General features: G+C 70.4%; 12 protein-coding genes. 7 read left to right on the top strand and 5 right to left on the bottom strand.

Annotated features, from left to right (window positions below; genetic code table 11):
• The first annotated feature begins 74 nt into the window (after positions 1-74).
• From NLX83_RS18560 to NLX83_RS18550, 3 genes are all read left to right on the top strand, one after another.
• Positions 75-962 (top strand): phosphatase PAP2 family protein, encoded by an 888-nt coding sequence (locus tag NLX83_RS18560; RefSeq protein ID WP_254236344.1) that lies wholly within the window; start codon positions 75-77, stop codon positions 960-962.
• Positions 963-977: 15 nt separating this feature from the next.
• Positions 978-1,526: a D-alanyl-D-alanine carboxypeptidase family protein gene (locus NLX83_RS18555; RefSeq protein ID WP_254236343.1), complete on the top strand. Its 549-nt coding sequence runs from the start codon at positions 978-980 to the stop codon at positions 1,524-1,526.
• Positions 1,527-1,601: 75 nt separating this feature from the next.
• Positions 1,602-2,171: a DUF899 family protein gene (locus NLX83_RS18550; protein ID WP_254236342.1), complete on the top strand. Its 570-nt coding sequence runs from the start codon at positions 1,602-1,604 to the stop codon at positions 2,169-2,171.
• A 228-nt stretch (positions 2,172-2,399) separates the two neighbouring features.
• On the opposite strand, the gene NLX83_RS18545 is transcribed toward NLX83_RS18550, so the two are convergent.
• From NLX83_RS18545 to NLX83_RS18525, 5 genes are read right to left on the bottom strand one after another with little or no spacing between them, the layout of a single operon-like run.
• Entirely contained in the window at positions 2,400-4,181 is a 1,782-nt protein-coding gene (locus tag NLX83_RS18545; protein WP_254236341.1) for an IucA/IucC family protein, read from the bottom strand.
• The gene (locus tag NLX83_RS18540; RefSeq protein ID WP_254236340.1) at positions 4,178-5,497 is read right to left on the bottom strand and encodes a lysine N(6)-hydroxylase/L-ornithine N(5)-oxygenase family protein; all 1,320 of its coding nucleotides are present in this window, start codon (positions 5,495-5,497) and stop codon (positions 4,178-4,180) included. Before NLX83_RS18540 ends, NLX83_RS18545 begins: the two co-directional genes overlap by 4 nt.
• On the bottom strand, positions 5,494-6,039 hold the full coding sequence (locus NLX83_RS18535; protein ID WP_254236339.1) for a GNAT family N-acetyltransferase: 546 nt from the start codon (positions 6,037-6,039) through the stop codon (positions 5,494-5,496). The genes NLX83_RS18540 and NLX83_RS18535 overlap by 4 nt, the downstream gene beginning before the upstream one ends.
• Entirely contained in the window at positions 6,036-7,814 is a 1,779-nt protein-coding gene (locus tag NLX83_RS18530) for an IucA/IucC family protein (RefSeq protein ID WP_254236338.1), read from the bottom strand. The genes NLX83_RS18535 and NLX83_RS18530 overlap by 4 nt, the downstream gene beginning before the upstream one ends.
• Complete coding sequence (locus NLX83_RS18525; protein ID WP_254236337.1) at positions 7,811-9,328, bottom strand: pyridoxal phosphate-dependent decarboxylase family protein; 1,518 nt, start codon at positions 9,326-9,328, stop codon at positions 7,811-7,813. Before NLX83_RS18525 ends, NLX83_RS18530 begins: the two co-directional genes overlap by 4 nt.
• Before the next feature lie 243 nt (positions 9,329-9,571).
• Between NLX83_RS18525 and NLX83_RS18520 the strand changes: the two genes are divergently transcribed.
• The 4 genes from NLX83_RS18520 (at position 9,572) to ruvX (ending at position 13,570) form a co-directional block, all read left to right on the top strand.
• A complete protein-coding gene (locus tag NLX83_RS18520) occupies positions 9,572-9,988 on the top strand; it encodes a DUF948 domain-containing protein (RefSeq protein WP_254236336.1) in 417 nt (138 codons plus the stop codon).
• Positions 9,985-10,332, top strand: a complete 348-nt coding sequence (locus NLX83_RS18515; protein ID WP_254236335.1) for a hypothetical protein — start codon at positions 9,985-9,987, stop codon at positions 10,330-10,332. Before NLX83_RS18520 ends, NLX83_RS18515 begins: the two co-directional genes overlap by 4 nt.
• 77 nt (positions 10,333-10,409) lie before the next feature.
• Positions 10,410-13,076 (top strand): alanine--tRNA ligase, encoded by a 2,667-nt coding sequence (gene alaS / locus NLX83_RS18510; protein WP_254236334.1) that lies wholly within the window; start codon positions 10,410-10,412, stop codon positions 13,074-13,076.
• Positions 13,073-13,570 carry a Holliday junction resolvase RuvX gene (gene ruvX / locus NLX83_RS18505; protein WP_254236333.1) on the top strand — a complete coding sequence of 166 codons (498 nt, stop codon included), beginning with the start codon at positions 13,073-13,075 and terminating at the stop codon, positions 13,568-13,570. Before alaS ends, ruvX begins: the two co-directional genes overlap by 4 nt.
• The last annotated feature ends 2 nt before the right edge of the window (positions 13,571-13,572 follow it).

Genomic DNA, 13,572 nt, shown 5'->3' with positions numbered 1-13,572 from the left:
ATTATCCAGGTCTGTTGCACAACCATGACAAATCCAGCACAGAACTCGGACACCCCGGCTGGAGCATCGGTGTCATGGCAACCAGCGACGAAGCACAGCCCAGGACTTGGCCGCTTCCCGTCGCAGGCGCGTTCGGAGCCCTGATCGCCCTCGGCGTGACCTTCCTCGCCTACGTGCACACGGTCACCGGCCAGCGCGCGGAGAACGGCGCGGTGCACCAGGCCCAGACCGGCGGACTGGCCGACCCCGCGTTCTCCTTCCTACTCAAAGGAGGGATGGGCACAGTCCTGCTCGGCGCCGTCGCGGTGTTCACCCTCGGCGTCGGCGTGTTCAGAGCCCGGTTCGTCGGGGCCGTCACCGTCGTCGGCGTGATCGGCGGCTCGACGCTGCTCACCGAGCTGCTCAAGGACGGGCTGCTGGAGCGGCCCGACCTGTACGCCACCTCGGTCGCGGGGCACAACAGCTTCCCCAGCGGGCACGTGACCGGCGCGATGGCCGTGCTGGTCGCATTGGCGCTGGTCAGTCCGCACCGAGTCCGCCCGTTCGTGCTCGGTGGCGGGTCGGTGCTCGTCGCGGCGGTTGCCGTGGCCACGGTCGGGCTCGGCTGGCACCGGGCCAGTGACACCCTCGGCGGCTGCCTGGTGGCCGCGATGGTCGGCTGCCTGGTCGCCGCGTTCGCCGGTCGCGGCCGCCGCCACCCGCACCCCGCGTGGTTCGTCGGAGCCCTGGTGGTGCCCTCGATCGTGCCCATCGCCGGTCGCGTGCTGCTCGGCTCGGCCGCCTCCGCTGCGGAGCGGCTGGACACGTCGATCACGTTGGCCGCCGTCGGCGCCCCGGTGACCGCGCTCGCCCTCGTCGCACTGCTGCACGGAACCGAGCTGGCGCGCCGGGCCCCGGAGTCGGCGGGCGGCAGGCACCACGCCACACACCGCTGTGAAACACTTGTACGGCAGCATGTTTAGAGGAGAACTGGCCGGATGCGAATTGTGCTGACCATGATGGTCACGCTGCTCGTCGGATTGGGTGTGCTGTTCTACATCGAGCCGACGAAGCCGATGCCCGGCGAGGCGTACGTGGAACTCGTCAACGTCACCGGTGACGACGACGCGCCGAAGTGCCCGCTGGACATCCGATACTCCGACGAGGCACCGCGCGGGCTGCGCGACGACGTGCTCGCGGCGTGGAACGCGCTGAAGGGCAAGGGCACCGCCGAGGGCGTGTCGATGTGCCTCAACGACGGCAAGCGCAGCGCCTGGCAGCAGCAGGCGGAGTTCGACAGCGCCGTCCGCCGCTTCGGCAGCGCCGAGCAGGCCAGCAAGTACGTGCTCACCCCCGAGGCGTCCAACCACGTCCAGGGCGTCGCCGTGGACATCCAGCCGTTGTCAGCGGCCTCGTGGGTGGAACGCGGCAACGGCAAGTACGGCTGGTGCAGGCGCTACCAGAACGAGCCGTGGCACTTCGAATACGATCCGTCCTATGTGGGCGGTTGCCCGCCGATGCTGCCGAACGCCCTTGCTTCGCGTTGATCGTTTCTCGTACGTCGTGCGGCCGTTCGGGCTAGATTCTTCAGCCATGAACCTCTTCTCCTCCGCGGAGGCGCAGTGAGCACAGTGCATGTCGCCGCCAGCGAGGACTACCGGCGCGCTCGCGCCGAGCTGCTGGCGGCCGAGGGGGAGCTGCGCGCCGCCGCGGCCGCCGTCGCCGCCCTCCGCGCCGCCCTCCCGCCCGGCCCGGAGGTCGACTCCGCGTCACCGCTGACCACGGCGGGCGGCAAACCGATCACCCTGGACGACGTGTTCGGCGACCACCGCACACTGGTCGGCTACCACCTGGCCTTCGACGCCACGGCCGACGAGCCGGACGAGACGAGCGCCCGAGACGTCGACGCCCTCGACGCCCAGGTCCCCTGGCTGCGCTCGCGCACCGCCATCGCCGTCTTCGCCCCGGCACCGCCGCACCGCCTGGCCCGGCTCGCCGAGCAGCGCGGCTGGCGCTGGATCGTGCCCATCTCCACACAGCCCGGAGAGCTCTCCGACCGCCTGGGCCTGTCCGACGAGGACCGCGCCGAGGCCCGGCTGACCGTCTTCGTCCGCGAGGGCACGACCGCACGCCTGCACTGGCACGGCCACTCCCCGCTCACCACCCCGCTCCAACACCTCCTCCCCCAATGACTCATTCGTTCCGTTGAGCGTGCTGAATGAGTCATTGGGGGAGTTGAGCGCCCTCAATGACTCATTCAGGCGGTTCCAGTACCCAAATGAGCTGGTCAGCCCCCATGGTGGGCGCCGGGCGACGTGGGCGCGGCGGCGCGAGCCAATGCCGCGTTTGGGGCGTTGGATTCCCTGAACGGGTCGTTCAGGGCACTCAACGCCCCGAACGACCCGTTCAGGGCACAAACATCACCAGCCGTCGGTGGGTGGGACGGCGGCGACGGAGTGCAGGGGGTTGGGGACCGTGCCGTTGGGGTGGATGGCGTGCCGGTACGACAGCTCCGCGTACCCGGTCTGCAACAGGCGGTCGCCGTTGAGCGGGTAGCGGGCGAACGTCGGCCCGAGCAGGTCGCCGGCGTCCATTCGCTCGGCCACGTCCGGGAACCGCGCGCGGTAGGCCTCGATCTCGCCACGGACGATGCTCCACAAGCGTTCCGAAGGCAGCCCGTGATGCGTGGCCAGCAACCCCGACAGCGGCCGGAAAACGCCGACGAGCAGCGCGTCGACCAGGTACTGCCGCAGCACGCGCCACGGCTTGCGGGGCAGGACGCGGTCGTGCGAATCCGGCTCGGGGCCGCGTTCGGCGACCGGCTCCACGGACACGTTGACGTCGTCGATGAGATCCTTGATCACCGCCTGCGCGGGCAGCCCGTCCGGGCCGCTGACGATCAGCACGTTCTCGCCGTGCGGGTTCACGGTGATCCCGTAGCGGTAGAGCACGTGCAGCAGCGGCCGCAGCAACACGCGCGTCAACGCGGCGAACCACGCCTCCGCGTCCCCGCCGGAACGGTCGATGTACTCGCTGACCAGCGGACGCCCAGCGGGGTCGACGTGCAGCAGTGCGGCGAGCGACCACGAGTGCCCCACCTCGGGCACGGGTTCGCGCCAGATGCAGCCCAGCGTCTCCAGCCACGTGTACGGCGCTCCGTCCACTGTAGACAGAGATGGGTGGCGAACGGTCACCGAAGCGACCTCGCCGAGCATCACCGCGCCCCACTCCGCGAGCAGCTTGTCGGAGTTCCACAGCCCACGCAGCCACTGCGTCACCACGGGCGCCGCAAGGGTGCAGTGCGGCGGAATTCCTCGCCACACGGCGGTGTTGAGGATGCGCAGCGGCAGCTTGACCTGGAGCCGATCCGGTCTGTCCACATTGCACATCGTGCGGATGGACTGCGTCGGCCGGTAGTGATCGTCCGACGAACCGAGCACCACGATGCGATCAGTGGCCAGCTCTGGCGCCCACAGCGTGCGGACCACGTGGTCGAGCTGCCAAGGATGCACTGGCAGCCACACGTAGGCTTCAGCGTCCAAACCGCGGTCGGTGAGCACCTTCGTGAACTCGGCGCGCGTGGCCTCATCCAGTTCCGCCGAAATCACGCCATGCTCGGAAAGCCTTGGCGTAGCACGGAATTCAGCTAAACCACGATGCACGGCGAGCCAGGGGAGCCGAATGCGCTTGCGGGCCTCCGGGGCGTACACGGCCTGGTCTGAAGCGGAGAACCCGACGCGCCCCTTGTTCGCCACCAACCACGGGTGGCCGGTGAGGTGACCGTCGAGCTCCGCGTGCCCCAGCGAAGCCAGCTCAGCCGAAGGCACCGCGGTCCGCGTCATCGCCACGTCGGCGGTCAGCGTCGAAGTGACCTCGTTGAGGTAGTTGGCCAAAGTGGACGGATGGATGCCGACGCCCGGCGCCGCGTCGGTGAAGAACTGCTGCACGTCGTCGGCGCGCTGGGCGACGTCGTCGCCGAGAATCCCCGAAGCCGCACGGGTCACCGACGACGGATCGACCGACCAGCCGCCGAACGCCGTCCGTGATGCCGAGAAAACGTAACGCGCGCCAGGGAAACGCAGCTCGTACGAAGAGTCTTCCAGTAGGGCGGGCGAAAGGATGCCCTCGAAGGACAGCTCGCCGATCGCCTTGGCCAGCAGCGCGATCGAGCACTGCCGCCACAGTTCGCGGTCGCTGGTCACCCGGCACCTCCCGGAACGGCGAAGCTGGTGTACGCGGTGTTCTTGGGCAGCCGGTACAACTCCCGCCCGCTCACCGAGTTGAGGATCGTCGCGTTGCGGAACGCACCGATGCCCAGGTCGGGCGCGGCGACGCCGTGGCTGTGCAGATCCGCGTTGGACACGTACACGCGGCCACTGACCGCGGGATCGAGCTCGATGGAGTGGTCGAGCGCGACCTTGTAGCGGCTCTTCTCGTCCCGTCGCACCAGGTTCTCGATCGGAGCCAGGAAAGCGGGCTTGCGCTGCTTGTAACCGGTCGCGGCGACCACGAGGTCGGTCACGTGGTCGAACGTCCGCCCGGTGTCGCGGTGACGGCAGGTAAGCACGGCGCGCCCGTTGGAGTCCACAGTGGACCCTTCGATGGCGATGCCGTTGCGCAGCTCGACATCCGTCAGTCCAGGAGTCAGATCACGTTGGTAGAGAACGTCGTGGATGGCCTCAAGGGTCTCGGTGGAGATTCCCTTGTAGTGCCGCCACTGCTCCGCGACCAGCTCGTCCCGCTTGCCCTGCGGCAGATCGTGGAAGTAGCGGATGTACGCCGGAGTGGTCATCTCCAGCACGAGCTTGGTGTAGTCCAGCGGTGCGAAGGACACGGTCCTGGTCAGCCAGCTCACCGCACCGCCACCAGCGGCGTTGCGGCGCAACAGGTCCAGCGCGACCTCAGCGCCGGACTGCCCGGAGCCGATCACCGTGACCCGGCCCGCCGCCTCCACGGACTCGGAGCGGTGCAGGTAGTCGGCGGTGTGCAGCAGCTTGTCCCCGGGCAGCGCGGCGAGCGACTCCGGCACGTTCGGCTCGGTGCCGACGCCGAGCACGATGTCCTTGGCCTGCATGACCGAGCGGCGCCCGTCCGCGTGCACGACGTGCACGGTGAACAGCGACGCCCCCGCGTCCCAACGGACCGCCTCCACGCGGTGCGACCACCGCACGGACGGCAGCTTCGACACGGCCCAGCGCAGGTAGTGCTCGTACTCGCGCCGCGTCGGGTGGAACTGCTCGCGCACGTAGAACGGGTACATCCGGTCCGTGTCGTGCAGGTAGGACAGGAACGACAGCGAGTGCGTCGGCGCGACCAGGCTCACCAGGTCGGCGAGGAAGCTCACCTGGAGCATCGCGTCGTCGAACATCAGTCCCGGGTGCCACCGGAACTCCGTCCGCGACTCCAGCACCACCAGGTCCAGATCGTCCACGGTGGACGCGAGGGCGGCGAGGCCCAGGTTGAACGGCCCGGCCCCGATCGCGATGACGTCGTGTTTGCTCTCGACCGATTCGGTCACGGCAAGTCCTCCTCAGTTCGTGGGTAGACCAGCAGCGCGGCCGTCTTGTCGGGCAGGGTGATCTCACCCCGGTGGTGGAAACCCCCGCTGCGCAGGGCCCGGATCGCGGGCACGTTGCGCACGTCGGGTTCGAGGACCACGCGCGTGCAGTCCTCGTCAGCGTCGAGCAAAGCCTTGGCCAGCAACGGCATCGTGGTTGTCGCGACACCGCGCCCGGTCCACTTCGTGTCACCGATCGCCAGGTGCAGACCCACATCACCGGGGAGCGCGGAGTACGCGGCGGCGAGCTGGTCGCGCACCACGCGGTAGATCTCCACGTACATCACGGGCTCGCCGTCCTTCATCAGGAAGCACGGTCGCGAGCGGTCGCCGGACAGCTGGCTCGCCAGCTCCTCCCGCCACTTCTCCTTCGGCCAGTCCTGCTTCCAGAACCGCGACACGTGCGGCTCGTGCATCCAGCGGTGCACCAGATCCAGGTCATCACCCTCCGGCGCGGCCAGACGCAACGTCCACTCGCCGGTGAGCGCTGGTACGGGTATCACGTAGCCACCTGCACGAGCGGATTCGGCATGTCCAAGTACACCGACTGCGCGTCCAAAGGAGCCAGGACCTCATCGATGCCGTGCAGGCGAGTGAGCAGGTTTCCCTTACCGGGCAAGCTGTCCGCGCTCAGCCAGCGCGTCGCGAGCCGATCGCCGTCCGGGCCTGCGTCCGCGAGGGCGGGCAGCGCGGCGGTGAGCCGTCCGGCCATCACCGACAGCAGTTCGCGCTCGTCGGCCAGCCCCTCCACGCCGAGGCAGCCGATCACGGAAAGCGCCTGGTTGCGCAGCAGGTAGTAGGAAAGCCGTTCGTCCACAATGGAGTCATCGACCACCGCGAGCGTGGACTCGTCGATCCGCAGCCGCTCCAACAGGGCGGGCAGGTGCGAGGACGCCAGGTAGTAGCCCTGGTTGTCGCGGAACGCCGAACCCGCGACGCCACCGCTGGAGTCCAGTCGCACCAAGGTGTTCTGCTGGTGGGCCTCAAGGCCGATGCCGGTCGCGGCGTACAGGTGCAGCATCGGCACCAGCACGCGATCGGTGTAGTCGGCAATCCAACGCGAAGCCGCACCGGCACCCTGACCGGCGACAATCGTGCCCAGCATGCTCCGCCCGAGGCCCGGACGCGGCGCGACCAACCCGGCGAGGCAGCGGTAGTCGGTGACGTCCGCGGGAACCTCGCGCACCGCGACGTCGAGCCCGGTGATCTCGGGCCCGCCAGCACGGCCGGGCTCGTCCACCGCGATCCACGCCGGGTCCCGAACGATCGAGAAACCCGGGAAGGCGCCGTAGGTCGACGCGGTGTGCCCGGCGTCGATCAGCCGGTTGATCTCCAAGCCACGCTTCAGCTCCGTGCGCGTGGACTCCCGCCGCGAGTTGGTGATCCGCAGGCCCAGCGACAGCTTCAGCATCACCGGCGCGTCCGAGCGGTACACGGTGCGGAGGCTGGAGCTGGCGTACCACTCCGGCCCCAACTCGCCAAGCGGCTGGAGCTGACCGGACTCCACCAAAGCCCTGATCCTGGGGCGCAGCAACAGGTTTCGCGCCTGCCACGGGTGCGCCGGGATCAGTACACGGCCGTCGTTCGGGCCACCTTCGGCCAGGTCCGCCATCAACTGCACGGTGTCCCGCCCGCCCAACGAAGGAGCGCCCGCGACCGCATCATGCGAAACCACCGAAGGATCGGCGGCGAACCACGACAGCCGGAACTTCCCGCGCAGCTCCGCCGCATACGCCCGAGCCTCGTCGGGGTGCACGCCGTCGCGGCTCTTCGGCGCGGGATGATGCAGGTGCCCCAACAACAAAGCCTGCTCAGCGTTGAGGAACGCGTCCACTTCCGCTTCCGGAGCTGCCCGACGCGAGGAAACGAACTCCGTCATGCGGCGCACGGATTCCGCGGTCCGCTCAACGAGATCAGCCACCTCGCCGGTCGGAACGCCACCGCTGCGAGCACCTCCGCGCGCGGCGGCCTCGGTCGCGATCAGGTTCACCGCGAGCACAGGGTCGGCGGGGGACAGCTCACCGCCGTCACCGCGCCGGATGCGCACCGGCGCGAAGCGGTGCCAACCGGTCGCGGAGCAGTGCGTGACCTCGGTGACGAGCGCCAGCCCGGACGACGGCAGCTCCACCGAGAGCGGGCCCGGCAGCACCTCCACGCCGGTCTCCTGGAGCCAGCAGCGCAGCAGCGCTTCGAGGTGCGCGTGCTCGGCGGTGGCGCGAGCGTCCGGGTGATCAAGCGGATCTGCTTGCAACACAACAGCTTCTGTGGTGGTGGTCATGCTGCGCCCTCCTGGTGCGCGAGCCGGCGGCCGGTGCTGATGACCAAGTCGATCAGCGCGTCGATGTCGGAGACACCGGCGTTCGGGTTGAGCAACGTGAACTTCAGGCAAGTGACAGAAGGAGATCCCGGCTCGTCGCGGAACGCGGAGGTCCGGCCAAGCAGCGCCTGCCCCGAACGCAGCAGTTCCCGTCGCAGCGCGCCATTCAGCTCGTCCGAGCCCCGGTACCGGAAGACGACGGTGGTGAGGTTCGCGCCCGCGACCAGTTCCAGTTCCGGCTCCGTGCGGATGCGCGCCTCCGCGTGCAGCGCGAGGTCGTGGCAGGTGTCGAGCATCGAGCCGAGTCCGGTGCGCCCGTAGGCGAGCAGCGTCGTGGCGACCTTCACCGCGTCCGGGCGCCGCGTGGTCTGGAGGCTCACCCCGAGCAGGCCGTCGTAGCCCTGCTCGCCGTCGTCGGCCGGGTTGAGGTAGTCGACCTGCCGTTCCAACGAGGTGAACGCGGTCCCGTCCGCCACCAGCAGCACGCTCGCGGCGGACGGCTGCCAGCCGATCTTGTGCAGGTCCACGGTGATCGAGTCGGCCAGTTGGAGCCCGGCCACCTTCGACGCCAGCCGGTCGGAGAACAGCGCCCCGTAGCCGTAAGCCGCGTCCGCGTGGAACCACATGCCGTGCTCGCGGGCGATCTCGCAGATCTCCGGCAGCGGGTCGACGGAACCGAAGTCCGTGGTGCCCGCGGTCGCCACCACCGCCAGCGGGATCTCGTCGGCGTTCAGCCCGGCCAGCATCTCCACCAGCGCGTCCGGCCGCATGCGGCGGTCGGCGTCCACCGGAACCGCGCGCACCGCGGCCTCGCCCAGCCCGAGCACCGCGCACGCCCGGTGCGTGGAGAAATGGGCCAGCTCCGAGCAGAACACCACCGGCTTGCCCAGCGCGGCCACCCCGTCGGTGCGGATGTCGATGCCCAGCCGCCGCGCCACCGTGTCCCTGGCGAGCATGATCGCCATCAGGTTGGACAGCGAGCCGCCGGGGGTGAGCACGCCGTCCGCGCGCTTCTCGAAGCCCGCCAGGTTGGCCAGCGTCGAGACCAGCCAGCGCTCCACCGCGATGCCCGCGGGCCCGGAGTCGTAGGTGTCCTGCGAGGCGTTGCTCGCCCCGGCCAGCGCGTCGGCGGCCACCGCGACCGCGAGCGGCGGCGGCTGGAGGTGCGCGGCGGCGAAGGGGTGGGTCAGGTCGATGCCCTGCTCCACGAGCAGCCGCGCGACGCGGTACAGCGCCGCGTCCGCGCCGACCCCGGTCGCCGGGATCACCGCCGGGCCGAGCCTGCTCGTGACCGCGCCCAGCACGTCCTGCGGGGAGCCCGCGGGCAGCGGTCCGGAGGGGCGGCGCGCCGTGCTGGCCCCGCCGACGGCACGGGCGAGCGCGGCCGCGACCTCGGCCAGGCCCTCACCGGTGCCGGCCAACGGGATGGTCGAGGTAGTGCGTGGACGAGGCGGGGCCTCGGCGGCCGGCGACACGGCACCTCCGATGGGGAGCAGGGGGACTAGTCCATTTAGGCTAGGCACAGCTTAGTTAGGCAAGCCTTACCCAAGTGAAGAGTGCTTCACGTGTCAACCGCTGAGTGAGCCACGCCGCTCTGGGGATTCCGCCTCACCCGGATACCCGGCGGCCCCGGGCACACGCCCCGAACGAGCGCGAGATCACCGCGCGGTAGCCTGTCCACCGCCTCGAACTTCCCCCGACTTCCCCCAGGAGGGCACGTGTCACCAGGGCAGATCGCCGCGCTGATCGCAGCGGGCGCCTTCGTGCTGCTGGTGCTGCTGCTGGCGGTTCCACTGATCAAGCTCGGCCGCACCCTCGACGAGGCGACCGTGGCCCTGCGCAAGGCCCACGAGAACGCCGACCCGTTGTTCACCGGGGCCAACACCACGCTGAACCACGTCAACACGCAGCTGGAACGGGTCGACGGGATCACCGCGAACGCCCGCGCGGTCAGTGGCAACGTCTCGGCGCTCACCTCCCTGTTCACCGCCACGCTCGGCGGTCCGCTGGTGAAGGCCGCCGCGCTGTCCTACGGCGTCAGCAAGGCCGTGCGCGCCCGCCGCCGCGCCGCCGAGGAGAAGCCCGGCAAGCACTCCCGCAAGGCTGGCCGCAAGACCAGGGGCGGCCGTCGATGAGGCGCATGTTCTGGCTCGGCATCGGTGTGCTGACCGGCGTCGTGCTCTCGCGCAAGGCGGGCACCAAGGCCCAGGCGTTCACCCCCGCGGGCGTGGCGGCCAACCTCGGCGACGCGATCAGCGAGCTGGCGAGCGCCGTCGGTTCCTTCGGCGCCGACGTGCGCGCGGGCATGAGCGAGCGCGAGGGCGAGCTGCGCGAGGTCGTCGACAGGGCCAACGATCCCGGTCGACACTCCAGTTACAGTAGGAGCACTGACCGCGTCTCCCAGTCCAGGGAGCGCAGGAGCTGGGAAGCAGAGGACGGAACCGTGCGGAACAGGCGAGCGCGCAGGGCGGGGAGCTGACCTCCCGCGCCGTACAGCGCCGCGCTCCCCGCCGCACCCGGGCCCTCTTCCGCACCTCCTCGTAAGGAACTCCCGCCATGCAGACGCATGAGATCCGCCAGCGCTTCCTCGACCACTTCCAGCGGGCCGGGCACACACTGGTGCCCAGCGCCCCGCTGATCCTGGACGACCCGAACCTGCTGTTCGTCAACGCCGGGATGGTCCAGTTCAAGCCGTACTTCCTCGGCGAGGCCCCGCCGCCCACCGCCACCGCCACCAGCGTGCAGAAGTGCGTGCGCACCGGCGACATCGACGAGGTCGGCAAGACCACCCGGCACAACACCTTCTTCCAGATGGCCGGGAACTTCTCCTTCGGCGACTACTTCAAGGAAGGGGCCATGCGGCACGCCTGGACCCTTCTGACCGGGTCGCTGGAGGACGGCGGCTACGGGTTCGACCCCGAGCGCCTGTGGGTCACCGTCTACCAGGACGACGACGAGGCCATCGAGCTGTGGAAGAAGGTCGCCGGCATCCCCGCCGAGCGGATCCAGCGCCGCGGCATGGCCGACAACTACTGGTCGATGGGCGTTCCCGGCCCCTGCGGCCCGTGCTCGGAGATCTACTTCGACCGCGGCCCCGAGTTCGGTGTCGAGGGTGGTCCGGTCGCCGACGAGGACCGCTACCTGGAGATCTGGAACCTCGTCTTCATGCAGAACGAGCGGGGTGAGGGCGGGGGCAAGGACAACTACCCGATCCTCGGCCAGCTCCCGGCCAAGAACATCGACACCGGCATGGGTGTCGAGCGGGTGGCCTTCCTGCTCCAGGGCGTGGACAACGTCTACGAGACCGACCTGGTCCGCCCGGTGATCACCGCCGCCGAGAAGTTCTCCGGCCGCGCCTACGGCTCCAACCCGGTCGACGACGTGCGCTTCCGCGTGATCGCCGACCACGCCCGCAGCGGCGTCATGCTGGTCGCCGACGGCGTCACCCCCGGCAACGAGGCCCGCGGCTACGTGCTGCGCCGCCTGCTGCGCCGCATTGTCCGCTCCACCCGCCTGCTCGGCGTGCAGGAGCCGGTGCTGGCCGAGTTCACCGCCGTGGTGCGCGACGCCATGGGCCCGTCCTACCCCGAGCTGGTCGCCGACTTCGACCGGATCGAGGCCGTGATGCGGACCGAGGAGGAGGCCTTCCTGGCCACCCTCACCTCGGGCTCGAAGATCTTCGACGTGGCCGCCGCCGAGACCGTGGCCGCCGGGAGCGGGCAGCTCGCCGGGGACAAGGCCTTCCAGCTGCACGACACCTTCGGCTTCCCGATCGACCTCACCCTGGAGATGGCCGCCGAGCAGGGCCTGACCGTGGACGAGGAGGGCTTCCGGAGCCTGATGGCCGAGCAGCGGCAGCGGGCCAAGGCCGACGCCGCCTCGCGCAAGACCGGGCACGGCGACCTGACCGTCTACCGCTCGGTGCTCGAACAGCACGGCACCACCGAGTTCCTGGGCTACACCGACCTGGACTCCGACTCGCGCGTGGTCGGCCTGCTGGTCGGCGGCGTCCCGGTGCGCAGCGCCGGCACCGGCACCGAGGTCGAGCTGTTCCTGGACCGCACGCCCTTCTACGCCGAGAGCGGCGGCCAGGTCGGCGACACCGGCGTGCTGGTCGGCGACAACGTGCAGATCTCCGTCACCGACGTGCAGAAGGCCGTTCCCGGGCTGTTCGTGCACAAGGCCAAGGTGCTCGCCGGTGAGGTCGCCATCGACGACGTCGTCCAGGCCCACGTGGACGAGGACCGGCGCCTCGCCGTCGAGCGCTCGCACTCGGCCACCCACCTGGTGCACGCCGCCGTCCGCTCCGCCTACGGCAAGCGCGCCGCCCAGGCCGGATCGCTGAACTCGCCGGGGAGGATGCGCTTCGACTTCACCACGCCCGGCCCGGTCTCGGCCACCGTGCTCGGCGGGGTCGAGGAGGAGGTCAACGCCTACCTCCTGGACGACGTCGAGGTGAAGTCGTTCACCACGACCATGGACAAGGCCCTGGAGCTGGGCGCCGTCGCCCTCTTCGGCGAGAAGTACGGCAACGACGTCCGCGTCGTCGACATGGGCGAGTACTCGCGCGAGCTGTGCGGTGGCACCCACGTGAAGCGGATCGGCCAGCTCGGCATGGTCAAGCTGGTCGCCGACTCCTCGATCGGCTCCGGCGTGCACCGCGTCGAGGCCCTGGTCGGCATGGACGCCCTCCGGCACACCAGCAAGGAGCGGCTGCTCGTCTCGCAGCTGGCCGACCAGCTGAAGGTGCCCACGCACGAGCTGCCCGAGCGCGTCTCCGGCATCCTCGGCCGCCTTCGCGACGCCGAGCGGGAGATCGACCGCATGCGCGTGGCCGCCGTGCTCCAGTCCGCCGGTGACCTGGCCGCCAAGGGGCAGGACGTGAACGGCACCGTGCTGGTCGCCGAGCGGGTGCCGGACGGGGTCAGCGGCAACGACCTGCGCGCCCTCACCATGGAGGTCCGCAACCGCGTCGGCGGGGTGAACGGGGTCGTCGCCCTGTTCTCCGCCGAGCCGGACGGCGGCAAGGTCAGCTTCGTGGTCGCCACCACCCCCGCCGCCAGGGACGCCAAGCTCAAGGCCGGTGACCTGGTGAAGAGCTTCCTGCCCGCCATCGACGGCCGCGGCGGCGGCAAGCCCGACATGGCCCAGGGCGGTGGCACCAAGGCCGCCGGGGTCGGCGAGGCCGTGACCGCGCTGCGCCGCGCCCTCGGCGGCTCGTGAGAGACGCCGCGATCAGTCCCGACCGCCCGGGCCCGGACGATCCGGGTCCCGGGCGGCGCCTCGGCGTCGACGTGGGCTCGGTGCGCGTCGGGGTGGCGCTGAGCGATCCGGCGCCGTTCCTCGCCAGCCCCCTCGCTACCCTGGCGCGCGACGAGAAGGCTGGCCGGGACCTCGACCAGCTCGTGGGACTCGTCGGGGAACACGAGGTGGTCGAGGTGGTGGTCGGTCTGCCGCGCACGCTGGCCGGACGGCACGGTCCCGCGGCCGAGGCCGCGACGGCCTACGCCGCCGTGCTGGCCGGGCGGATCGCGCCGGTGCCCGTCCGCCTCTCCGACGAGCGGTTGACCACGGTCTCCGCGACCCGGATGCTCTCCGACCGAGGGGTGCGCGGGAAGAAGCAGCGGTCGGTCATCGACCAGGCCGCCGCCGTCGAGATCCTCCAGGGATGGCTCGACCTGCGCGCCCGTACCCGACCTGCCACCCAGGAGGGTTGATC

It is taken from the genome of Allokutzneria sp. A3M-2-11 16 (assembly GCF_024213555.1).
Lineage (GTDB): Bacteria > Actinomycetota > Actinomycetes > Mycobacteriales > Pseudonocardiaceae > Allokutzneria.
This window is presented reverse-complemented; position numbering and strand designations above follow the sequence as displayed.